The organism is Streptomyces sp. NPDC050085 (genome assembly GCF_044460595.1).
In the GTDB taxonomy this organism is placed as follows: Bacteria; Actinomycetota; Actinomycetes; order Streptomycetales; family Streptomycetaceae; genus Streptomyces.
Genome location: NZ_JBITJZ010000002.1, coordinates 338,230 through 361,165 on the forward strand (window position 1 = coordinate 338,230; position 22,936 = coordinate 361,165).

The window sequence follows — 22,936 nt, forward strand, 5'->3', positions numbered from 1 at the left end:
GTCGCGCGGCGGCTGGCTCGAACACACGAGGACTCACTCAGACTTACTCATGAGTCAACTTACCGACGCGTAAGGAAAATTCAATGGGTCGCGCACAGTCTCATGCCGGGTGCGGCGGCAGCCACGCCTTGCCGTCGAGGACGTCCCGCATGCCCACCCACACCATGTTCATCAGCCGCAGGGTGATGCCCTCGGGCGACTCGGCGGGGTTGCGCTCCATCCAGTCGGTGAGCGAGTCCGCGGCGCCGACCAGCGCATGGGCGACGAAGTCGGCGTCCTCGTCGCCGAGCCGAGCACCCCGGCCGCTGTCGGTGATGCCGTCCCTGACCAGGCCCGCGACCTCGGCCATGACCGCACGCCTGGCCTCGCCCACGGCCGCGGCGATCGCCTCGCTCAGTTCGGAGGCCTGCCGGTGCAGCACGACCCAGCTGTCGCGGTGCGCGGCGACGAACGCGAAGAACGCCGACAGGCCCGCGTACAACCGGAGTTCGGGCGCGGCCCCGGCGCCGCGCGCGGCCTCCTGGAAGGCGCTGACGAGCCGGTCGGCCTCCCGGCGCAGGCACGCCAGGAACAGCCCTTCCTTGGAGTCGAGGTACAGATACACCATCGGCTTGGAGATTCCGGCGAGTTCGGCGATCTCGTCCACGGACGCCGCGTGGTAGCCACGCTTGGCGAAGACCTGCACGGCCACGTCGATGATCTGCTGCTCGCGCACGTGCCGGGGCACGCGCTTGCGGCGGCCGTCCGCGCCCACTCCCGATGTCCCCGTCACTCTTGTCAGCCTACCTACCTCGCCGTAACCTTACCAATTAGTAAGTTTACTCAACGGTAAGGTCATTCGTCAGGCCATCCGTAAAGTCATCCGTAAGGGAGTGAGTCCATGAGCGGTGCCGACGAGATCGCGGCCCTCGACTTCGCGAGCGTCCAGCCCGAGGAGTTCGCGCGGATCGTGAAGGGGCTGTCCGCGCAGGAGATCAACGAGATCGCGCAGGACACCACGCTGCGCGCCCGCGTCCTGAAGGAGGTCTTCGGGCGCATGGAGCGGCAGTTCAAGCCGGACGTCGCCGGTTCGCTGGAGGCGCTGATCCGCTGGAAGATCACGCCGCAGGGCGACAACGAGGAGGCGGTCTACGAGACGCACATCTCCGGCGGCACGTGCACGGTCACCGAGGGCCGCTCGAACGCCGACCCGCGCGTCACGCTCGTCATGGGCGACGCCGACTTCCTCAAGCTGGTGTCGGGCAACTCCTCGCCCGTCACGATGTTCATGATGCGCAAGGTGAAGCTCGCGGGCGACCTCGCGCTCGCCTCCGGCCTGACCCGCTACTTCGACATTCCCAAGGCGTAGGGGAGGGATTCGGTTCCGTCATGGCTTTCTCTCTCGAACTGGACGAAGATCAGCGGGAGTTGCGCGACTGGGTGCACGGTTTCGCGGCCGACGTGGTGCGGCCCGCGGCCGCCGAGTGGGACGAGCGCGAGGAGACGCCCTGGCCGGTGATCCGGGAGGCCGCGAAGATCGGCCTGTACGGGTTCGAGTCGCTGGCCGAGATGTTCGGCGACCCCAGCGGCATCTCGCTCCAGATCGCCAACGAGGAGCTCTTCTGGGGCGACGCGGGCATCGGCATGGCCCTGTTCGGCACGTCGCTCGCGGTCGCCGGGATCTTCTCCTCCGGCACCCCCGACCAGCTGGCGGAGTGGGTGCCGCAGTGCTTCGGCGACGAGGCGGACCCGAAGGTCGCCGCGTTCTGCGTCTCCGAGCCGCAGGCGGGCTCCGACGTGGCGGCGATGCGCACCCGCGCCCGCTACGACGAGGCGAAGGACGAGTGGGTGCTGGCCGGCCAGAAGGCCTGGATCACCAACGGCGGCATCGCGAACGTACACGTCGTCGTCGCCTCCGTGGACCCCGAGCTCGGCTCGCGCGGGCAAGCCGCGTTCATCGTGCCGCCGGGCACGCCGGGGCTCGAAGGGGCCCGGAAGATAAGGAAGTTGGGGCTGCGGGCGTCGCATACGGCCGATGTGTTCCTGGACGACGTACGGGTTCCGGGGCACTGCCTGCTCGGCGGCAAGGAGAAGCTGGACGCACGGCTCGCGCGGGCCCGTGAGGGCGGCCGCGCCAAGGGCCAGGCCGCGATGTCGACGTTCGAGGTGAGCCGCCCGACGGTCGGCGCGCAGGCACTCGGCATCGCGCGCGCGGCGTACGAGTACGCCCTGGAGTACGCGGGCGAGAGGGAGGCGTTCGGCCGCCCCATCATCGAGAACCAGGCGATCGCGTTCGCCCTCGCGGACCTGCGTACGGAGATCGAGGCGTGCCGGCTGCTGATCTGGCAGGCGTCGTGGATGGCCCGCAACGACAAGGTCTTCGACGCGGGCCAGGGCTCGATGTCCAAGCTCCGGGCGGGTGAACTGGCCGTCGCCGCGAGCGAGAAGGCGATCCAGGTGCTCGGCGGGGCCGGGTACAGCCGGGAGCATCCCGTGGAGCGGATGTACCGGGACGCGAAGATCTACACGATCTTCGAGGGGACGAGTGAGATCCAGCGGCTCGTCATCGCGCGGGCGATCTCGGGCCGGCAGATCCGCTGAGCGGGCCTGAGTAGACGGGTGGCCCGGGCATGAGTACCGGTACTCATGCCCGGGCCACCCGCCCGGTCGACACTGCGGCCATGAGAAGAATCCCGGCTCAACGAGCCTTGTGCGCGGTGGTGTTGACGACCTTGGGGGCGACCGCCCTCACTGCCTGCGGGTCCGAGAAGACGGATGCCGGCACGAGCGCGAGGGCGGCCGCGGCCCTCTCCGCGGCCCCCTCAGCATCTCCCTCAGCGTCTCCCTCAGCGTCTCCCTCCGAGGACGACGAGACGGGGAGCCCGGAGTTCTTCGCGTACGTCACCATGCTCAACAAGGTCGCCGAGCCGTGCGAGAAATACTCGGCGGAGGACGAGAAGCCCGCAGCAGGGGCGGAAGAGCCGGACGAGCCGGACGAACCCGTCACGGGAGAGCCGCGCGACGCCAGTGACGGGCCCCTCCCCTCGCTCCCCGTCGCCCAGGACCCGCCGTCCGCCGACGAGCCCCGCGACCCGGACCTCGCCGAGAAGGAGGTCGAGTTGAGCCCGGTCGAGAAGTGCGAGGCGCGTGAGCACGGGCGCCGGATCAGCAAGGCCCTGCACGCGACCGCCGACCCGACGCCACAGCAGGTCGGCGCGGTACTGCGCCGCCTCGGCTACTACGACGACGTGCTCGAAGGACCGAAGCGCGCGGGGAACGCGGTCCGCTTCACCGTCGACCTGCGCTTCATGGGCGGCCAGTTGTGCCTGTCGGGTGACGTCTCCGGTACGAGGACGACGTTCGACCCCTATGGCGGTAACCCCGAGGTGGCGTGCGGGGACGTACGACGGGGCGGCTGACCCGGACGGCGGCTACCAGGTCTTTCCGGCCTGCTCCCCCGTCGTGCGGTTGATGCGGTTGAAGAAGTTGGTCAGGGCGATCTCCAGGATGATCGAGGACAGTTGCTCCTCGCTGAAGTGCTCGGCGGCCTCGTTCCAGATCTCGTCCGTCACTCCCGGCGCACCGTCCTGGAGCCGGGTCGCCGCCTCCGTCAGGGCGAGTGCCGCGCGCTCCGCGTCGGTGTAGAAGGGCGTCTCGCGCCAGGCGACCACGTTGAACAGGCGCTCCTCGGTCTCGCCCGCCTTCTTCGCGGCCTGGAGCGTGGAGTGGACGCAGGGGCTGCAGCTGTTGATCTGGCTCGCGCGGAGGTGGATCAGCGACAGCAGGCGCGGGTCGACGCCGCCCGCATGGATCGCCTTGAAGAGGTGCTGGACGGCGGTGGTGACGTCGGGGTTCGGGGCGCTCTGCTGGATACGGGCGGTACGTGTTTCCATCGGGGTCTGCTCCTTCATGGGGCCCGGTTCACGGGCATGGGTCACGGGGCTGTTACCTGGGCCCCTTCGGGCCCGTCATCACCCATGACGGAGCGGATCCGAGGAAGGTAACAACATGTGCGACAGCCCCACCTCCACCGACCCGGTGGCCGCGACCTTCGAGGAGCAGCGTGACCGACTGCGCGCGGTCGCCCACCGCGTCACCGGGTCGCACGCCGACGCCGAGGACGTGGTCCAGGAGGCCTGGTTGCGGCTCTCGCGCCAGGACGCGGCGGCCATCGAGAACCTGCCCGGCTGGCTGACCACCGTCGTCGGCCGGATCAGCCTCGACGTCCTGCGTTCCCGCCGGTCCCGGCCCGAGGCGCCCTACGACGACTCCGTGCCCGACCTCGTGGTGACCCTCGATGAAGGCATGGCTCCCGCTCCGGAGGAAGAGGCGCTGGCCGCCGACGCCGTCGGGCTCGCGCTGCTCGTCGTGCTCGACTCGCTGGGGCCGAGCGAGCGGCTCGCGTTCGTGCTGCACGATCTGTTCGCGGTGCCGTTCGACGAGATCGGCCGGATCCTCGGCAAGTCCACGGCCGCCACCAAGATGCTGGCCAGCCGCGCCCGCAGGAAGGTGCAGGCCACCGAGCGGCGGACCGCGGCCGGGCCGGAGCAGCGGCGGGTGGTCGACGCGTTCCTGGCGGCGGCGCGCGAGGGGGACTTCGAGGGGTTGCTGAGGGTCCTCGACCCCGATGTCAAACGCACGGTGGAGACACCCGACGGCGTGGTCGTCACCCTGGGCGCGACCAAGGTGGCCGCCGGCGCCCGGCTTTCCGCGTCGGCCGCGGTGCAGGGCGTCGCCGTTCTCGTCAACGGCCTGCCCGGCATCATCGCCTGGCGCGCCGACGGCACCCCGCTCTCCCTCGTCGCGTTCACCGTCACCGGCGACCGGATCACGGAGATCAGGGTCGTGGCGGACCCGGCCAGGCTGGCGGCGGTGGAACTGCCGGAGGGACGGCCCGCCTGAGATCCTGCCGTCTTGTCGTGGCCCGGGCCCTGCGTCAGGATCGGCCGGTATGACCCGTGTCTACGACGACGAGCGGCTGGCCGGTTCCTACGAGCGCGGCAATGAGATGCCGGAGCAGTCCCTGCGCGCCTGGATCGAGTTGATCGCTTCCCACGTACGAGTCCCCTCGCCGTCCCTCATCGAGATCGGCGCGGGGACGGGCATGTTCTCCGCGGCGCTGGCCCGCTGGGTGGAAGGTGCCCGCGTCCTTGCCGTGGACGCCTCCGAAGCCATGCTGGCCGAGGCCCGACGCCACCACCCGCACCCCGGCGTGCGGTACGCGTCGGGCACGGCCGAGGAAGTGCCCGCCCCCGCGGCCTCGTTCGACGCGGCGCTGCTCTCCCGCGTGATCCACCACCTACCCGACCGGCCGCGGGCGGCACGCGAACTGACCCGCATCGTGCGTCCGGGCGGCAAGGTGATCGTCCGTACGACGTTCCGCGAGCGCCTCGACGCGGTCGTCTACGACTACTGGCCTGCCCTGCGGACGATCGACGCGTCCCGCTTCCCGGGCGAGGACGAGGTCGTCACCGCCTTCACGACGGCGGGCTTCACCGTGGACGGCGTCACGTCCTTCGCCCAGCCCGTGACGGCAAGCCTCGGCGAGTACCACACCCGCCTGGTCGACCGGCCCCCGTCGAAGTTCACGTACCTCACGCCGGAACAGTTCCACGAGGGCCTGGGCCGGCTGGAGGCCGCGGCCGAACGCGAAGCGCCCGACCGGCCGTTGCCCGTCCTGGAGCGCTACGACGTCGCCGTGTTCACCCGGGCCCGCGCCTGAACCTCCCCGCCAGTCCGTCAGTCCGTCAGTCCGTCAGTCCGTCAGTCCGTCAGTCCGTCAGTCCGTCAGTCCGTCAGTCCGCGAACTTCAACTGCTCGGCCTGCCGCACCGCGTCCGCCAGGGCCCGTACGTCGTCGTCCTCCACCGAGCGGGCCAACTCCCTTGCCCGGGACGACAGTTCCTCCAGGCTCGGCTCGCCCGGGTAGGCCACGTCGGCGCCCGTGCCGAGGCGGTGGGCCAGGTAGGCCGCCACCGCGTCGACCCTCAGGCGGGTCGGGGTGTCCTGCGACCACAGGTCCGTGGTGAAGGACGAGGCCGTGATGTCGCCGGACTCCTCGTGCGGCGTACGGTCGTGCGGGTCGAGCCAGCGGACCGTCGCCGTGGCCACGTGCCCCTCGGCCCCGGAGCGGAGCTTGACCGCGTAGAGGGCCGTCACCGTGTGGCCGGGGCCCACCTCGCCGCCGTCCACGTGGTCGTTGCGGAAGTCGTCGTCGGCGACGCGCCGGTCGTCGTAGCCGAGGAGGCGGAAGTCCGCGACCGTGTCCTGGTCGAAGGCGACCTGCGCCTTGGCGTCGCGCGCCTTCAACTCCACGTTCCTGGGCAGCTGTTGGACGAACACCTTGCGCGCGTCCTGTTCGGTGGAGACGTACGTGGTGTGGCCGTCGCCCTTGTCGGCGAGCTGTTCCATCAGCGCGTCGCCGTAGTCGCTGCCCACTCCTACGCCGAAGAGCGTGATGCCGTACTCGCGGCGGGCGTCCCCGATGCGCTCCAGGATGCCGTCGGCCGAGGTGTCGCCGGTGTTGGCGAGGGCGTCGGAGAGCAGGACGACGCGGTTGGTCGCGCCGTGGCGTACGCCCTTGACCGCGGTGGCGTAGCCGGTGCGGATGCCCGCGTCGAGGTTCGTGGAGTCGGTCGGCTCCAGGGTGTCGATGGCGTCCTGGACGTCGTCCCGCGTCTCGCCGCCCGGCGCGCCGAGCCGCGTCATCGGCAGCACCCGCTTCGCCTCGTCGGAGAACGTGACCAGTGCGATCGAGTCGTCCGCGCGGAGCTGGTCGGTGAGCGTCGACAGGGACTTCTTGACCAGGTCGAGGCGGCCCGGCTCGCCCATCGAACCGGAGATGTCGACGACGAACGTCAGTGCCGCGGGCGCCCGTTCGCCGTCCGCCGGGGCCTGGGCCGTCGCCAGACCCACCCGCATCAGGCGCCAGCCGTCGTCACCGTCACCGCTCTCGTCGCCCTCGTCGCCGGTGCGGGCGCCGTCCACGGACACCGAGAAGCCGTTGCCCTCGGGGCGCTCGTAGCCCTGCCGGAAACTGTTGACGAACTCCTCGGGGCGGACCGTCGACGGGTCCGGCAGCGCACCCCCGGCGAGCGTGCGGCAGGCGTAGCCGTACGACGCGGTGTCGACGTCGAGGGCGAACGTGGAGCGGTAGTCGCGGCCGCCGCGTTCCTCCGCGCCGTCCTCGTCCGGGGCCACGGCCGACGCCTCCGGTCCTCCCCCGGTGTAGCCACCCGAACCGCCCGAGCCGTTCGAACCGTTCGAGCCGCCCGAGCCCTTTCCGTGGTTGCCGCCCGAACCGCCCGCCGGGGCGTCCGCCTTGTTCGCCGTCCCGACGCCGTCCCCGCTGCATCCCGTGAGCAGCAGCCCGCCGACGAGCGCCGCAGCCAGCAGCGCCCCGCCCCGCTCCCTCATCCGTGCCTTCATGCCCCGCCCTCCCGATCCCTCGTCACCGTCCTGTGTGACTGTGACGTGGGAGGGCGGGCGAGTGTTCGTCCCGAGTGGTTGCGCCTTGGCCTCAAAGGGGTTACGGCAGGCGGCAGTTGAGACCGGTGGGTGATCCTCCGGAGACCCCGGCATGATCTACGCGCGTCTGCGGAGACGTCCCCGTGACCGAACGCACGGCGGCACCGCGCGCCGCTAGGGCCTGTCTCTCAGATCCCTCCTGCCCCGCGACGCCTGGCACGCACTCTCGCCTCACCGGGCGCAGACCCAAGTACATCCAGTACGAGGGTCGGCCCCCGGCAAGCCGAGAGCACGCACCAGACGCCGCAGGGCCCGCCCTCCGGGCGGACGGAGGGATCTGAGAGACAGGCCCTAGGACACCACGTCCTTTCTCGCGAAGCCGCGGAACGCCAGCGCGAACAGCACCACCGCGTACGCCACCGACACCGCCGCCCCCTGGATCATCCCGCTCCACTCCGGCCGCTCCTGCATCATGTCGGCCCAGGCGAACTGCCAGTGCGCGGGCAGGAAGTCGCGCCAGTCGCCGAGCGCGGTGACCGCGTCCAGGACATTGCCGACGATGGTCAGGAAGACCGCGCCGCCGACCGCCCCGAGCGGATTGTCCGTCTTCGTCGACAGCCAGAACGCGAGCCCGGCGGTGACCAGTTGGGAGACGAAGACGTACGCGATCACGATCAGCAGCCGCTGCGCCGCCGTGCCCGCGGGCAGCGAGCCGCCCGTCGGGATGTCGAGCGGCCCCCAGCCGTACGCGACCGTGCCCGCGCCGAGCGCGACGACCGGCAGCAGCACCATCGCGCCGAGGCTGAGGCCCAGCGCGACGGTCAGCTTGGACCACAGCAGGCGGGCGCGTGGCACGGGGGCGGCGAGGAGATAGCGCAGGCTCGACCAGTTCGCCTCGGAGGCGATGGTGTCCCCGCAGAACAGGGCGACGGGGATGACGAGGAGGAAGCCCGCGGACACGAACAGGCACGTCGCCGCGAAGTTCGCGCCCGAGGCCGTGGCCGTGTCCATCAGCGTCACCTGCCCGTTGCGCCCGGCCGGGTCGCCGCCGACGGCGAAGGCGATGACCAGCACGAACGGCAGCAGCGCAAGGACCGCGCCCATGACGAGGGTGCGGCGCCGCTTCACCTGCCGGATCAGCTCGACGCGGAGCGGGAGGGTGCGGCCGGGGCGGTAGCCCGCGGCGAGCTCGGGCACCTCGGTGCCCTGGGTCGTCGTCGTGCCCGTCATGCCGGGGTCCCTCCGATCAGTGTCAAGAACGCGTCCTCGAGGCGCCGGTGCGGGCCGAGCGACTTCACCGGTACGTCGAGCCGCACCAGGTCGGCGAGGAGCCGGGCCGCGGGGTCGGCGTCAGCGGAGTCGGTGCCGGTCAGTCTGATCAGCAGGCCCTCGTCCACCCGGGACGCCGACTCCACCCCCTCCAGCGCCCCGACCTTCTCAAGGAGCGGCTCGGAGACCTCCCCGGCCAGACCCGCGAGCAGCGTGTCGCCCGAGCCGACGATGTCCGCGACCGGGCCCGCCTGCACGAGGCGGCCGCGGTCCATGACGACGAGGTGGGTGCAGGACTGCTCGACCTCGGCGAGGAGGTGGCTGGAGACGATGACGGTGCGTCCCGCTCGCGCGTACCGGATCATCACCTCGCGCATCTCGCGGATCTGCGGCGGGTCGAGTCCGTTCGTCGGCTCGTCCAGGATGAGGAGGTCCGGGAGGCCGAGCATGGCCTGCGCGATGGCCAGGCGCTGGCGCATGCCCTGGGAGTACGTGCGGACGGCGCGGGCCAGGGCGTCGCCGAGGCCCGCGATCTCCAGCGCCTCGTCCAGGTGCGCGTCCTGCGGGGGCCGCCCGGTGGCCTTCCAGTACAGCTCCAGGTTCTCCCGGCCCGAGAGGTGCGGCAGGAAGCCCGCGCCCTCGACGAACGCGCCCACGCGGGACAGCACCGGGGCACCCGGGCGGATCGCGTGGCCGAAGACGCGGATCTCCCCGGCGTCGGGGCGGATGAGGCCCATGAGCATGCGCAGGGTCGTGGTCTTGCCCGCCCCGTTCGGCCCGAGCAGGCCGAGGACCTGGCCCTTCTCGACGCGGAAGGACAGGTCACGGACCGCGTACCGGTCGGTCGACTTCGCGTACCGCTTGCTCAAGTCCGTGATCTGGAGCGGGACTTCGGCCAGTGCCGGGTCCGGCGCGGGCGCGCTGGTGCGCCTGCGGGCCGTGAGCAGCAGGGCCGCCGCGACGACGACCGCGCCGATCGGCAGCCACCACACCCAGCCGGGCAGCGGCGCCGCCGCGGTCTTCACGTCGGGTGCGGTGGGCAGGCTCAGCGGTCCGGTGACCGACACCTGGTACGTCGCGGGCTGCGCCGGGGACGCGTATCCGAGGTCCGTCGCGGACAGGACGAGCCGCAGCTTGTGGCCCTTCTGCACGTCGTGGTCGATGGCCGGGAGGGTGAGGGTGACGTCCTTGCCGTCGCCGCCCGCGCCGGTCACCCGCACCGGTGTGACCAGCTGGGAGGGCAGCACCTCGCGCGCGCCGCCGGGCCCCTGGTCGTAGACCTTCGCGAAGAGGACGGCCGTGCCGGTGGAGGACTTCACGTGGGCCGTCACGGTCGGCGAGCCGGTGATCCGGACGGCCTTGGTGAGCGGCGCCGAGTCGAAGCGCGCGAACTGGCCGGGGAAGTCGAGGGAGACGCCGAGGCCGAGGGAGGCGAGGGAGGAGACGGAGCCGAGGCCCGGGACCGCGGAGATCGACGGGGGGCCGCCGCCCGGCGGGTTCTGGAACGTCTCGGTGGCGGACTTCAGCGGCACTCCCACCCGGTCCTCGCCGCGCAGCCCCGGGTACGCGTCGCCGCTCGCGCCGCGCAGGGTCGCCGCGCCGTCCGTGGAGTCGACGCCCCCGGTGCGGGTGACACGGAACGCGGGCCCGGTGTCGACGCCCTTGTCCTCCTTCAGATACCGGTCGAACCAGGAGGTCACGCGCCCGGTGAGCCGGTCGGTCTCCCGGTCGCCGCCGTCGTGCCCGCCCGCGAACCAGTCGACGTCGACTGGGGCGCCATTGGCCCTGATCCGCTTCTCCATGGCGTCGGCGTGGCCGAGCGGGAACAGCGAGTCCGTCTGGCCCTGCGCGATGAGTGTCGGCACCTTGATGCGGTCGCCGACCGCAGACGGGCTGCGCTTCTCGAGCAGCTCGCGCGCCGCGTCGTCCGGCTGCCCGGACACGGCGACCCGCTGGTACATGGCGCACAGCTCCGGCTCGAACCCGCCGCAGCGAAGACCCGCCTCACTGGTGCGCGCGCCGATCTCCGCGGAGCCCGTGGTGAAGAAGATCCCGCTCCACAGCTTCTTGAACACCCCGTCGGGGAACAGGGCGTCCGCGAGGTTCCAGTACGTCATCTGCGGGGCGATCGCGTCGACCCGCCGGTCGTACGCGGCGGCGAGCAGCGAGATCGCGCCGCCGTACGAGGAGCCGGTCACGCCCACGCGCGGGTCGCCCGCCTTGTCGAGCTGCACCTCCGGCCGCTGCGCCAGCCAGTCGATGAGCCGCGAGACGTCGGCGACCTCGCGCTTGGGATCGTTCAGCCCGATCTTTCCCGTGGACTTCCCGAAGCCGCGCGCCGACCACGTCAGCACCGCGTACCCGTCTCTCGCGAGCTTCTCCGCCTCGCCGCGCACATCGGTCTTGCTGCCGCCGAAGCCGTGCCCGATCAGGACAGCGGGGCGCTTGTCGCGGCCGTCGCCCGCCGTGAAGTACGAGGTGTCGAGCCGCACGCCCCCGCCCATCGGCAGCATCCGGTCCTGCCGCTGCACGGCAGGCGCCTTCCCCGAAGCGGCGGCCGCCACCGACCAGGTCCCCGCTCCCACGAGCACCACGAGCACCGCCGCGACGGCACCCCACCGCCGCGGCCCGCCCCGCACCCGCTCGCGCCACGCACCCAGTCGTAGATCCATGCGTCAACGGTAGGTGCCACCACTGACAGTGACCGCACCCCTCCAGTTGGAATCGAGGACCTTCCCGGGGAGTACGGTTCGCCCTTCGCATACCGCGGATGCGGTAGGAGAGGGTCGTTTTCCCATCCCTCCCGGGTTCAATGAGCCATGCGCATCGAGCGAGCCACCACCGTCCCCGAACTCGTCGCGGCCGGCGACCTGTTCGACTCCCCCACCCGCCCGGACGCCGCCCGCGACTTCCTGTCCGCGCCGGGCCACCACCTGTATCTGGCGTACGACACATCGGACGACACATCGGACGACGCACCGGACGGCGCCCGGCCCATCGGGTTCATCAGCGGGGTGGAGACCGTCCATCCCGACAAGGGCCGCGAGATGTTCCTCTACGAGCTGGCGGTCGACGAGGCGTACCGGCGGCGCGGGATCGGGCGCGCCCTGATCCGTACGCTCGCCGATCTCGCCGCCGAGCTGGGCTGCTACGACATGTGGGTCGGGGTGGACACGGACAACGACGTGGCGCTCGCGGCGTACCGCAGTGCGGGCGGCACCGACGAGGGGCCGTGCCGGGTGATCACCTGGGACTTCACCTGACCCCGGAGACCTACTCGGGCACCTCGATCAGCCAGCGCGTGTCCGGGCGCGGGCGCAGGTACAGCGCCCAGTAGACCGTCGCCGCCGCCGTGATCCCGCCCGTCCACAGGAGGTAGGAGACCTCCTGCTGGCTCAGGATGTACGCCATCACCGCGATCAGGACCACCGGGACCGCGGGCCACAGCGGCATGCGCCAGGCGGGCCGGTCGCGGTGCGAGCCGCGGCGGGCCAGCAGGGCGGCGACCGCGACGAGCAGGTACATGCCGGTGACGGAGACGCCGGTCACGCCGTACAGGGTGTCGAGGTTGACGAAGCAGAGTGCCGCGCCCGGCACGCCCACCAGCAGCGTCGCCACCCACGGGGAGCCGAAGCGGCCGAGCTTGGACAGGCCCTTGTTCACCGGCGACGGCCACGCCTTGTCGCGGGCCGAGGCGAACAGGACGCGGGAGTTCTGGATGACCATGACGATGCCCGCGTTGATGATGGCGAGCGCGACGCAGAGCGAGACGAACGTGCCGACCGCGGAGTTCGACCAGGCCTCGACCATGCCGCTGATGTCGCCGGAGGTGAGGGTCTGCAAGTCGGCGGCGCCCATGGTGATCGCGACGACGGGGACGAGGATGATCACCGTGGAGATGGCGAGCGTGGCGAGGACCGTGCGGGAGACGGACGTGCGGGGGTTCTCCAGCTCCTCGGAGAGGTACACGGCGGTGGAGAAGCCCTGCGTCACGAAGAGGGCGATGGCGAGCCCGGAGACGACGAGCATCGCGGTGACGGTGTCCGTGTGGCCGTTCGCGCCCGCGACGTCCATGGAGACGAGCGCGCCCGCGCCGCGCTCGGAGTGCGTGAAGCCGAGGACGGCGACGACGGCCGCCGCGATGACCTCCAGGACGAGGAAGACGCCGGTGATCCAGGCGTTGGCCCGCAGGTCGAGCAGTCCGGCGAGGGTGGCGAGCAGCATCACGCCCGCGCCCGCGATCGACGGGTCGAGGTGGACGAGGGGCGCCAGGTAGTCGGCGGTGCCCATGGCGATCACCGGGGGCACGATCATCACGACCAGCAGCGACAGGACGAAGACCAGCCAGCCGGCGAGGCGGCCCGCGAGCGTGGAGACCATGGCGTACTCGCCGCCCGCGCTGGGGATGAGGGTGCCCAGCTCCGAGTAGCAGAACGCGACGCCGATGCAGAGCAGCGAGCCGATGGCGATGGTGAGGGCCGTCGCCGTGCCGAGGCTGCCGAACAGGTCGGGCACGACGACGAAGAGCGTGGAGGCGGGCGTCACGCACGACAGCGTGAGCAGGGTGCCGCCGACGACGCCGATGGAACGCTTGAGCTTCTGGGGAGAGCCTTCAGGTGCTGCCGCCGTCTCGGGGGCGGTGACGGCGGGGCGAAGCGTGTCGGTCATGAAGCGGTTCCGATCGACTCGTGCGGCAGGTGGTTCGGGCGGGAGCGCTATCGCCTCCGAAGGCTGTGCTGGTGGTCCTCGTGTCCGCTCCCGGCGCGTCATGGAACCCCGCGCGTATCCGGAACGTCAACGCCCGTTTCCCTGCGAAATCCGCACCGCCGCACACCTCAACTGACAGCGCTTCTTTACCTGTTCGCAAAGTTGGCCGAGTTCTGATTGGTTCATCCGCTTGTTGACCTTGGTATCGCAGGCAAGTAACCCGAGACTCTTACGCCGCCCGTTTCATCCCCTACGTACGGGAACCGCAGCCGGAGCCCCGAACTTCGCCGAAATTCGTCCGCAGTCCGGACACCAGGAGGTCGTTACACTCCACCGACCCACAGGAGCTTCACAACTGGAGATGGTGCAGTGCGACGAGCAATGGCAGTGCTCTTCGGCGTGCTGGCGGTGGCGTTCGGGATATCCGTCCTGCCCGCGACGCCCGCCCAGGCGGCGACGGTCTCCGCGGACCAGGCCAATGTCGCCAAGTCGGCGGGTACGCGATACGCGTTGAGGTCCGAGGCCAATGGGCTGTACGTGACCGCCGATCCGAACAACAGCGGACAGATGACGGCACAGGCGGAGAAGGTCGGTTCGTGGGAGCGCTTCACGGTGCACACCAACCACGCCGGCAAGAACATCGCGCTGCGTTCCGAGTCGACGGGCTTCTTCGCGTCGACCGTGCCGGCGTCGGACGGTCTGATGCAGGCCAAGGGCGGCGACATCGACATCACCGAGCAGTTCGTCGTCGAATCCCGGGAGTCCGACGGGCCGGGTCAGTTCGCGCTGAAGTCGGCGGACAGCGGAAAGTACATCAGCGTCGAGCACACGGCCGAGGGCGGTGACAAGCTCCGGGTCCGGGCCACGACCGTCGGCAGCTGGGAGCGGTTCACGCTGGTCCCGCAGGGCCAGGCAGGCACCTCCGGGGGCACGCCGTCCCCCGCCGCCGCGCCCGCCTCAAAGCTGAACGTCATGACCTGGAACGTCTGCGCCAACAACAACGTGGACCACTGCTGGGACGCCAACCTGGCCGGCAAGGACCAGGTGAGCGCGGCCGTCGTCGACCGGCTGCCGCAGCCGGGCAGCGGCGCCCTGCCCGACGTGATCTTCTTCCAGGAGTTCTGCGAGAAGCACGCGAAGCCGGTCGAGGAAGCCCTTGAGCAGCGCACCGGCCGCGGCTGGGACGTGCGTTTCGCACCGACCCAGTACGTCATCGGCGAGCTCGGTGCGCCGGTCCTCAAGGGCGTGCTGGCACAGAAGGAATGCGCCAAGGCGGGCCCCGACCACCTCGACCGCGGATCGTTCGGAGTGGCCCTGGCCGTGCCGGACTCCAACACGTCCTACCAGGGCTACACCCTCAGCTCTCCCGTCTCGTTCGGCGACGCCGCGAACAGCACGAAGGCCGAGCAGCGCCCTGCGCTCTGCGCCGACCTTCCCGAGCGCGCGCTGCACGTGTGCACGTCCCACTTCAGCGCCGGTGCGGGCTACGACGATCCGGAGGCCGAGTACCGGAAGATCCAGGCCGGGGAGTTCATGGGCATCGTCCGCGCCGCCCCCGCCGGCTACCGCCCCGTCTTCGGCGGTGACCTGAATTCGGTGAGCCCCGACTCGACCGGCGCCGACGGCGGCGATCACGACCGCAGCGCCCTGAAGGACATGTACGCGTCGTACCGCGAGTGCGCGCAGCTCGGCGACCTGAACAGCTCCCGCAGCGGCCCTGCCACGGCCGTCGCCTCGGGTCCGGACGGTACGGGCGATCCGACGATGAAGATCGACTACATCTTCGCGCCGAAGACCGCCCCGTTCACGAGTTGCGCGGTCTCCGCCACACACGGTTCGTCCGACCACTGGACGCTCTACGGCACCATCGCCCTGCCCGCCGCATGAGGTGAGCGGAAAAAGCCCCCCGGCCCGTACGGCCAGGGGGCTTTCACCTGCCCGCTGATCAGTGGTTGCGCGGGAAGCCCAGGTCCACGCCCGTGGGGGCCTCGGACGGGTCCGGCCAGCGCGTGGTGACGACCTTGCCGCGGGTGTAGAAGTGCGTGCCGTCGTTGCCGTAGATGTGGTGGTCGCCGAAGAGGCTGTCCTTCCAGCCACCGAAGGAGTGGTAGCCGACGGGGACCGGGATCGGCACGTTCACGCCGACCATGCCGGCCTCGACCTCCAGCTGGAAGCGGCGGGCGGCGCCGCCGTCGCGGGTGAAGATCGCGGTGCCGTTGCCGAACGGCGAGTTGTTGATGAGGGCCAGGCCCTCCTCGTACGTGTCGACGCGCAGCACGCACAGGACCGGGCCGAAGATCTCGTCCTGGTACGCCTTGGCGGACGTCGGGACGCGGTCGAGGAGCGAGAGGCCGATCCAGTGGCCGTTCTCGTGGCCCTCGACCGTGTAGCCGGTGCCGTCGAGGACGACCTCGCAGCCCTCCGCCGCCGCGCCCTCGACGTACGAGGCGACCTTGTCGCGGTGGACGGCCGTGATGAGCGGGCCCATCTCGGACGTGGGGTCGTTGCCGGGGCCGATCTTGATCTTCTCGGCGCGGTCCTTGATCTTCGCGACGAGTTCGTCGCCGACCGAGCCCACGGCCACGACCGCGGAGATGGCCATGCAGCGCTCACCGGCGGAGCCGTACGCGGCCGAGACCGCGGCGTCCGCGGCCGCGTCCAGGTCGGCGTCGGGCAGCACCAGCATGTGGTTCTTGGCGCCGCCGAGGGCCTGGACGCGCTTGCCGTTCGCCGAGGCCGTGGTGTGGATGTAGCGGGCGATCGGGGTCGAGCCGACGAACGAGACGGCCGACACGTCCGGGTGGTCGAGGAGGCGGTCGACGGCCACCTTGTCGCCGTGCACGACGTTGAAGACGCCGTCGGGAAGACCGGCCTCGGACAGCAGCTCGGCGATCTTCATCGACGCCGACGGGTCCTTCTCCGACGGCTTCAGGACGAAGGTGTTGCCGCAGGCGATGGCGAGCGGGAACATCCACATCGGCACCATGGCCGGGAAGTTGAACGGCGTGATGCCCGCCACGACGCCGAGCGGCTGGCGGATCGAGGACACGTCCACGCGACTGGCGACCTGCGTCGACAGCTCGCCCTTCAGCTGCACGTTGATGCCGCAGGCCAGGTCGACGATCTCCAGGCCGCGCGCCACCTCGCCGAGCGCGTCCGAGTGCACCTTGCCGTGCTCGGCGGTGATCAGCTCGGCGATCGCGTCGCGGTTGGCGTCGAGCAGCGCACGGAAGCGGAAGAGGATCTCGGTGCGCTTGGCGAGCGAGGACTGGCCCCACGTCACGTACGCGGCCTTGGCGGCGGCGACCGCCGCGTCCACCTCCTCGACGGAAGCGAAGTCGACCTGGGTGGTGACGGCGCCGGTCGCCGGGTCGGTCACCGGGCCGTGATTGCCCGAGGCGCCCGCCCCATTCTTGACGGGCCTGCCGCCGATCCAGTGGTGGACCAACTTCGTGTCAGACATGGGGCAACTCCTGTGACGTCTACGTGCTTCTCAGAGGTGGCGGCGTCGAGCGGTGACGCGCCGGTCGTACTCCTCGCGGGCCTTGAGCGTGGACGCACGGTCCGCCGTCTCGGCCACGGGCACATCCCACCACGCCTGCGCCGGGGGCGGGCCCGACACTGTGTCTGCGGTTTCCGTCTCCACATAGACACATGTGGGGCGGGTCTCGGCGCGCGCCGCGGCGAGCGCCTCGCGCAACTCACGGACCGTCTTCGCCCGGTGCACGGCCATGCCGAGGCTGGCGGCGTTCGCCGCGAGGTCCACGGGCAGCGGCGGCCCCGTGTACGTGCCGCCGGCGCCGTCCTCGTCGGCCGACGGGAACCGGTACTGCGTGCCGAAGCCCTCGGCACCGACCGACGCGGAGAGCCCGCCGATGGACGCGTACCCGTGGTTCTGCAGGATCACGACCTTGATCGGTACGTTCTCCTGCACGGCGGTGACGATCTCCGTCGGCATCATCAGATACGTGCCGTCGCCGACCAGCGCCCACACCGGCCGGCCCGGCGCGGCGAGGGTGACACCGATCGAGGCCGGGATCTCGTAGCCCATGCAGGAGTAGCCGTACTCGACGTGGTACTGGTCGGGGGAACGGGTCCGCCACAGCTTGTGCAGATCGCCCGGGAGCGAGCCCGCCGCGTTGATGAGGATGTCGTCGCCCGTCACCAACTCGTCGAGTACGCCCAGGACTTGGGCCTGCGTGGGGCGTACGAGATCGTCGGACGCCGTGTAGCAGGCATCGACGCGGTGCTCCCAGCGCTCCTTGTCGTCCGTGTACTCGGTGACGTACGCGGGCTCCGCCCGCAGCGCGCCGACCGCCCGGCGCAGGGCGTCCAGGCCCTCGCGCGCGTCGGCGACCAGCGGCAGCGCCGCCAGCTTGTGGGCGTCGAACGGGGCGATGTTGAGGTTCAGGAAGCGGACCCCGGGGTGGGTGAACAGGGTCGACGAGGCCGTCGTGAAGTCCGTGTAGCGCGTGCCCACGCCGATCACCAGGTCGGCGGTGCGGGCCAGTTCGTTCGCGGTGGCGGTGCCGGTGTGGCCGATGCCGCCGACGTCCGCCGGGTGGTCGTGGCGCAGGGCGCCCTTGCCGGCCTGGGTGGTGGCGACCGGGATGCGGGTCGCCTCCGCGAACGCCTGCAGCGCGCCCTGCGCGCCGCTGTGCCGCACGCCGCCGCCCGCGACGATCAGGGGGCGCCGGGACTGCTTCAACGCCCTTGCCGCCGCGGCGAGTTCGATGGCGTCGGGCTGGGGGCGGCGGACCGTCCAGACCCGCTCGCGGAAGAACTCCTCCGGCCAGTCGTACGCCTCCGCCTGCACGTCCTGGGGAAGGGCGAGGGTGACCGCGCCCGTGTCCACCGGGTCGGTGAGGACGCGCATCGCCTGCAGCGCGGCGGGGATCAGCTGCTCGGGCCGCGTGATCCGGTCGAAGTACCTGGACACCGGGCGGAGCGTGTCATTGACCGACACGTCTCCCGCGTACGGCACTTCGAGCTGCTGGAGCACCGGGTCGGCGGGACGGGTCGCGAACACGTCGCCGGGCAGCAGGAGTACGGGGATGTGGTTGATGGTGGCGAGGGCGGCGCCGGTGACGAGGTTCGTGGCGCCCGGGCCGATGGACGTGGTCACGGCGTGCGTCGACAGGCGGCCGCTCTGGCGCGCGTAGCCGACCGCCGCGTGCACCATCGCCTGCTCGTTGCGGCCCTGGTGGAACGGCATCTCGTCCGCGTACTGGACCAGTGCCTGGCCCAGGCCCGCCACGTTGCCGTGGCCGAAGATGCCCCAGGTCGCGCCGATGAGGCGGTGGCGGGTGCCGTCGCGCTCCGCGTACTGGCGGGACAGGAAGCGGACGAGGGCCTGGGCGACGGTGAGGCGTGTGGTTCCGGTGCCGGTGCTGGTGTCGGTGCTGGTGTCGGCAGTCGTCGGGGTCATCGGTATCCCTCCGTCGCGTGGTCGGGGTGGAAACAGATCTTCCACTCCCGCTCCTGTCCCGGTCCCGCCATCACATTCAGGTAGTACATGGCGTGCCCCGGCTGGGCGATCGACGGGCCGTGCCAGCCGTCGGGGACGAGGACCGCGTCGCCGGTGCGGACCTCGGCGAGGAGGTCGGTGCCGCCGGGGCGGGACGGGGAGACGCGCTGGTATCCGTAGCCGTCCGTGTGCCGGCCGGCCTCGATCTCGAAGTAGTAGATCTCCTCCAGCTCCGACTCCTCGCCCGGGCGGTGCTCGTCGTGCTTGTGCGGTGGGTACGAGGACCAGTTGCCGCCCGGCGTGATCACCTCGACCGCGATCAGCTGGTCGCAGTCGAAGGTGTCCGCGGCGGCGAAGTTGCGCACCTGGCGTGCGCTCCTGCCGCTGCCGCGGTCCTCGACGGGAACCTCCGGCGCGGGTCCGTAGCGGACGGGGAGTCGTCGTCCGCACTTCGCTCCTGCCAGGGCGAAGCGGCCTCCCGCACCGGAGGCGATCTCTGCGCGGCTTCCGCGCGGGACGTACGCGAAGTCGCTCGCGCCGCTGAACACACTGTCCCTGCCCAGCAGTTCGATGATCCGCCCTTCCGTATCCACCGAGCAACCGCCGGTGAGCGGGAGAATGATCCATTCACTCTCGCCGGTGTCGAACGAGTGCCGCCCGCCGGGCGCCAGTTCGAGGATGCGCAGTGCCGCGCGGGACCATGCGGGCAGGCCCGTCCTGTCCGGGTCGATGCGCAGGGCGTACGGGCCGTCCGCCGCGGCGCCGTTGGGGAGGTGGCTCATCCCTGTACTTTCCCTCCTCGCGTTCTGGATCGGTGCGGGTTACAACAGGCCGACAGCCGTGTCGACCGCCGCCGCCACGTCCCCGTCCGCCGGGTACAGCAGCGACCTTCCCACCACCAGGCCCTGGACCGTGGGCAGTTGGAGCGCGCTGCGCCACTTCTCGTACGCGGCGTCCTGGTCGCCGTCCTTGATGTCGCCGCCGAGCAGCACGGCGGGCAGCGTGGAGGTCTCCATGACGCGGGCCATCGCGTCGGGGTCGTCGGTGACGGGGAGTTTCAGCCAGGTGTAGGCGGAGGTGCCGCCCAGGCCCGCCGCGACGGCGATGGAGCGGATGACGGCGTCCGGGCTCAAGTCGTTGCGCAGCAGGCCGGATTCGGGGTCGCGGTGTGTCAGGAACGGTTCGACGAACACGGGCAGGCGGTGGGCGGCCATGGCGTCGACGGCGCGCGCGGCGGCTTCCAGGGTCCGTACGGAGCCCTCGCCCGGGTCGTCGTAGTCGATCCGCAGCAGGAGCTTCCCGGCGTCGAAGCCTCTGTCGTGCAGGGCGCCCGGAGTGTATCCGGTGAACCGGTCGTCGAGCTCGAAGGCGGCTCCTGCCAGGCCGCCGCGGTTCATGGAGCCGATGACGACCTTGCCGTCGAGGGCGCCGAGGAGGAGCAGGTCGTCGAGTACGTCGGCGGAGGCGAGGACGCCGTCCACGCCGGGGCGGGACAGAGCGAGACAGAGCCGGGCGAGCAGGTCCCTCCGCTCGGCCATGGCGAACCCCCGCTCTCCGGCGGCGAGCGCGCCCCGGGCGGGGTGGTCGGCGGCCACGATCATGAGGCGGGCGTCGGCGGTGGGGAGCAGCGCCCGCCGGGTTCTGCGCGCGGCGGCGTCGTCGATGGCCTCGGGCTGCCGAGCACGAAGCCTCGCGAGGGAACGGGGATCCGGGGTGAGGGGATCGGCCGGGTCGTTGCGCAGCCGGTCTGATCGTGGGGCGGGGCCGTGCTGCTGGAACTCGGCCGGGTCAGTGCGCTGTTGCTTTCGTCGTGGGGCGGGGCCGTGCCGGGGTACCTCCTCGGCCGGGCTCCGGTCGCCGTCGCTCAAGCGCCTACGGCGCGGCGTCCCGGGTTGGGTGCCTGCGGTGTCCTGCGGGGGCACCCCCGCCTTGGGCAGTCTGCCGCCTGGGGCGGCAGGGTGGGCAAGGCGGCACCCGAGCGCCGGGTGCGCGATACAACAAGGGCCCAGCCCGACCCCGGTCGGTACGTCACACCCAGGGTCACCACCTACGACCCGCCCCGCAGCCAACGCCGCCTCCACCTCCTCCCCCACCGGCATCGCCGAAGAGCACTCGAGCCGCGACGCCACGATCGCCCCCGCCGCGTTCGCGTACCGCATCACCCGGGTCAACTCCCAGCCCCGCAACAGCCCATGACACAGGGCCCCGCCGAACGCATCGCCCGCCCCGAGCCCGTTCAGCACCTCCACCGGCAGCGGCGGCACCTCCGCCGTCTCCCCGTCCGACGTCATCGCCAGGACTCCCCTCGGCCCCTGCTTCACCACGGCCAGACGCAGGCCGTGTGCGAGCAACGCCCGTGCCGCGGCGACCGGTTCACGCTCCCCCGTGGCGATCTCGACCTCGTCCACGTTGCCGACGGCCACCGTGGCGTGCCGGAGCGCCTCCGCGTAGTAGGGACGCGCCTCCTCGGGATCCGACCAGAACATGGGACGCCAGTCGAGGTCGAAGACGGTGTCGCCGGAGGCGCCCGCCCGGTGGGCCAGCGCGGTCAGCGTCGCGGTCCGGCTGGGCTCGGCGCTCAGCCCCGTACCGGTCATCCAGAAGAGCCGCGCGGCCGCGATCGCGTCCAGGTCGAGCTCGTCCGCGGTGATCTCGAGGTCCGGCGCCTTGGGCCGCCGGTAGAAGTACAGCGGGAAGTCGTCCGGCGGGAAGATCTCGCAGAAGGTGACGGGGGTGGGGAGGCCATCGACCGGCGTCACCCAGCGCGCGTCGACCCCGAACTCCCGCAGCTGGGACCGGAGATACTCCCCGAAGGGGTCCCGGCCCGTCCGGGTGATCGTGGCCGTCCGCAAGCCGAGCCGCGCCGCCGCCACCGCCACGTTCGTCGAGGATCCGCCCAGGAACTTCCCGAAGGCCGTCACGTCCGCCAGGGTTCTGCCCGCCTGCAACGGATACAGGTCCACCCCGATCCGGCCCATGGTGATCAGGTCGAGCTCCAGCTCCCTGCGGGCCATGCGGAGTTCCCTTCGACGGCGCTGTTCGGCGGGACGGCCTCTGCCAAATCTGGTCCCGGCCCCACCTCCCTGTCAACATTTTGTCCGGACATTCGGACCATGCCTTGACAGTGTTCTCCGGCGGCCCCAAGGCTGGTCCCATGACGACCATCCGTATCGGCTCCGCCCCCGACTCCTGGGGCGTCTGGTTCCCCGACGACCCGCGCCAGACCCCCTGGCAGCGCTTCCTCGACGAGGTCGCAGAGGCCGGGTACGAGTGGATCGAGCTGGGGCCGTACGGCTATCTGCCGACCGATCCGCGGGTCCTGGGCGAGGAGACCTCGCGGCGCGGGCTGAAGGTGTCCGCGGGCACCGTGTTCACCGGGCTGCACCACGGCCCCGCCGTCTGGGACAGGACCTGGGAGCACGTCTCCTCCATCGCCGCGCTCACCCAGGCCATGGGCGCCCGCCATCTGGTCGTCATCCCGTCCTTCTGGCGCGACGACAAGACGGGCGAGGTGATCGAGGACGCCACGCTGAGCGCCGAGCAGTGGGGGCAGCTGGCCGCGCAGACGGAGCGGCTCGCCCACGAGGTCCGTGAGCGGTACGGGCTTCGGGTCGTCGTCCATCCGCACGCCGACACGCACATCGACACCGAGGAGAACGTCGCCCGCTTCCTCGACTCCACCGACCCGGACCTCGTGTCGCTGTGTCTGGACACCGGGCACTACGCGTACTGCGGCGGCGACAGCGTCAAGCTGATCGAGACGTACGGGGAGCGCATCGGCTATCTGCACCTCAAGCAGGTCGATCCGGCCGTCCTCGCGGGCGTACGGGAGAACGGGACACCCTTCGGGCCCGCCGTCGCGCAGGGCGTCATGTGCGAACCTCCGCGTGGAGTACCGGAGTTGGAGCCCGTCCTCGCCGCCGCCGGGCGGCTCGGCGTGGAGCTGTTCGCGATCGTCGAGCAGGACATGTATCCGTGCGAACCGGAGCAACCGCTGCCGATTGCCCGGCGTACACGGGGCTATCTGAGGTCGTGCGGCGTGTAGCAG

General features: G+C 71.2%; 19 protein-coding genes and 1 pseudogene. 8 read left to right on the plus strand and 12 right to left on the minus strand.

What is annotated here, in order from left to right:
* Positions 1–100 precede the first annotated feature (100 nt).
* Positions 101–772, minus strand: a complete 672-nt coding sequence (locus tag ACIBUY_RS09900) for a TetR/AcrR family transcriptional regulator (protein WP_365578736.1) — start codon at positions 770–772, stop codon at positions 101–103.
* Between the two features lie 108 nt (positions 773–880).
* Here ACIBUY_RS09900 and ACIBUY_RS09905 point away from each other — a divergent pair, with 108 nt between their 5' ends.
* Complete coding sequence (locus ACIBUY_RS09905) at positions 881–1,348, plus strand: SCP2 sterol-binding domain-containing protein (protein ID WP_365578734.1); 468 nt, start codon at positions 881–883, stop codon at positions 1,346–1,348.
* Positions 1,349–1,368: 20 nt separating this feature from the next.
* Positions 1,369–2,580: an acyl-CoA dehydrogenase family protein gene (locus tag ACIBUY_RS09910; protein WP_399152307.1), complete on the plus strand. Its 1,212-nt coding sequence runs from the start codon at positions 1,369–1,371 to the stop codon at positions 2,578–2,580.
* A 97-nt stretch (positions 2,581–2,677) separates the two neighbouring features.
* Here the strand turns inward: ACIBUY_RS09910 and ACIBUY_RS09915 are convergent, their stop codons facing one another.
* Positions 2,678–2,887, minus strand: a complete 210-nt coding sequence (locus tag ACIBUY_RS09915) for a hypothetical protein (RefSeq protein WP_399152308.1) — start codon at positions 2,885–2,887, stop codon at positions 2,678–2,680.
* Between ACIBUY_RS09915 and ACIBUY_RS09920 the strand changes: the two genes are divergently transcribed.
* Positions 2,886–3,398 carry a hypothetical protein gene (locus ACIBUY_RS09920; protein ID WP_365563990.1) on the plus strand — a complete coding sequence of 171 codons (513 nt, stop codon included), beginning with the start codon at positions 2,886–2,888 and terminating at the stop codon, positions 3,396–3,398. The genes ACIBUY_RS09915 and ACIBUY_RS09920 overlap by 2 nt on opposite strands.
* A 12-nt stretch (positions 3,399–3,410) precedes the next feature.
* Here the strand turns inward: ACIBUY_RS09920 and ACIBUY_RS09925 are convergent, their stop codons facing one another.
* Entirely contained in the window at positions 3,411–3,872 is a 462-nt protein-coding gene (locus ACIBUY_RS09925; RefSeq protein WP_365563988.1) for a carboxymuconolactone decarboxylase family protein, read from the minus strand.
* 115 nt (positions 3,873–3,987) lie between these two features.
* Here ACIBUY_RS09925 and ACIBUY_RS09930 point away from each other — a divergent pair, with 115 nt between their 5' ends.
* Both ACIBUY_RS09930 and ACIBUY_RS09935 read left to right on the plus strand, forming a co-directional pair.
* Positions 3,988–4,881, plus strand: a complete 894-nt coding sequence (locus ACIBUY_RS09930) for a sigma-70 family RNA polymerase sigma factor (RefSeq protein ID WP_365563985.1) — start codon at positions 3,988–3,990, stop codon at positions 4,879–4,881.
* Between the two features lie 49 nt (positions 4,882–4,930).
* On the plus strand, positions 4,931–5,701 hold the full coding sequence (locus tag ACIBUY_RS09935) for a class I SAM-dependent methyltransferase (RefSeq protein WP_399152309.1): 771 nt from the start codon (positions 4,931–4,933) through the stop codon (positions 5,699–5,701).
* A gap of 73 nt (positions 5,702–5,774) precedes the next feature.
* Here ACIBUY_RS09935 and ACIBUY_RS09940 read toward each other — a convergent pair whose 3' ends face one another.
* The 3 genes from ACIBUY_RS09940 to ACIBUY_RS09950 all read right to left on the minus strand — a co-directional run bounded on the left by ACIBUY_RS09940 (position 5,775) and on the right by ACIBUY_RS09950 (position 11,386).
* Positions 5,775–7,406, minus strand: a complete 1,632-nt coding sequence (locus ACIBUY_RS09940; RefSeq protein ID WP_399152310.1) for a von Willebrand factor type A domain-containing protein — start codon at positions 7,404–7,406, stop codon at positions 5,775–5,777.
* Positions 7,407–7,796: 390 nt separating this feature from the next.
* The gene (locus ACIBUY_RS09945; protein WP_399152311.1) at positions 7,797–8,675 is read right to left on the minus strand and encodes an ABC transporter permease; all 879 of its coding nucleotides are present in this window, start codon (positions 8,673–8,675) and stop codon (positions 7,797–7,799) included.
* A complete protein-coding gene (locus ACIBUY_RS09950) occupies positions 8,672–11,386 on the minus strand; it encodes an alpha/beta fold hydrolase (RefSeq protein WP_399152312.1) in 2,715 nt (904 codons plus the stop codon). Before ACIBUY_RS09950 ends, ACIBUY_RS09945 begins: the two co-directional genes overlap by 4 nt.
* A gap of 147 nt (positions 11,387–11,533) precedes the next feature.
* On the opposite strand from ACIBUY_RS09950, the gene ACIBUY_RS09955 reads away from it, so the two are divergent.
* Positions 11,534–11,977, plus strand: coding sequence for a GNAT family N-acetyltransferase (locus tag ACIBUY_RS09955; protein ID WP_399152313.1), 444 nt, complete (start codon positions 11,534–11,536; stop codon positions 11,975–11,977).
* A 10-nt stretch (positions 11,978–11,987) separates the two neighbouring features.
* On the opposite strand, the gene ACIBUY_RS09960 is transcribed toward ACIBUY_RS09955, so the two are convergent.
* Entirely contained in the window at positions 11,988–13,382 is a 1,395-nt protein-coding gene (locus ACIBUY_RS09960) for an APC family permease (RefSeq protein WP_365563970.1), read from the minus strand.
* Between the two features lie 420 nt (positions 13,383–13,802).
* Here ACIBUY_RS09960 and ACIBUY_RS09965 point away from each other — a divergent pair, with 420 nt between their 5' ends.
* A complete protein-coding gene (locus ACIBUY_RS09965) occupies positions 13,803–15,308 on the plus strand; it encodes an endonuclease/exonuclease/phosphatase family protein (RefSeq protein WP_399152314.1) in 1,506 nt (501 codons plus the stop codon).
* Between the two features lie 58 nt (positions 15,309–15,366).
* Here the strand turns inward: ACIBUY_RS09965 and mmsA are convergent, their stop codons facing one another.
* From mmsA to iolC, 5 genes and pseudogenes are all read right to left on the minus strand, one after another.
* Positions 15,367–16,884: a CoA-acylating methylmalonate-semialdehyde dehydrogenase gene (mmsA, locus tag ACIBUY_RS09970; RefSeq protein WP_365563968.1), complete on the minus strand. Its 1,518-nt coding sequence runs from the start codon at positions 16,882–16,884 to the stop codon at positions 15,367–15,369.
* 30 nt (positions 16,885–16,914) lie between these two features.
* Entirely contained in the window at positions 16,915–18,849 is a 1,935-nt protein-coding gene (iolD, locus tag ACIBUY_RS09975) for a 3D-(3,5/4)-trihydroxycyclohexane-1,2-dione acylhydrolase (decyclizing) (RefSeq protein ID WP_365563966.1), read from the minus strand.
* On the minus strand, positions 18,846–19,670 hold the full coding sequence (gene iolB, locus ACIBUY_RS09980) for a 5-deoxy-glucuronate isomerase (protein ID WP_399152315.1): 825 nt from the start codon (positions 19,668–19,670) through the stop codon (positions 18,846–18,848). Before iolB ends, iolD begins: the two co-directional genes overlap by 4 nt.
* A 39-nt stretch (positions 19,671–19,709) precedes the next feature.
* On the minus strand, positions 19,710–20,489 hold the full coding sequence (locus tag ACIBUY_RS09985) for a deoxyribose-phosphate aldolase (protein WP_399152523.1): 780 nt from the start codon (positions 20,487–20,489) through the stop codon (positions 19,710–19,712).
* Positions 20,490–20,936: 447 nt separating this feature from the next.
* Positions 20,937–21,887 (minus strand): annotated as a pseudogene (gene iolC / locus ACIBUY_RS09990) (5-dehydro-2-deoxygluconokinase); the annotation flags it as partial.
* Positions 21,888–22,042: 155 nt separating this feature from the next.
* Between iolC and ACIBUY_RS09995 the strand changes: the two are divergent.
* Positions 22,043–22,933 (plus strand): sugar phosphate isomerase/epimerase, encoded by an 891-nt coding sequence (locus ACIBUY_RS09995; protein ID WP_365563962.1) that lies wholly within the window; start codon positions 22,043–22,045, stop codon positions 22,931–22,933.
* Positions 22,934–22,936: the final 3 nt, after the last annotated feature.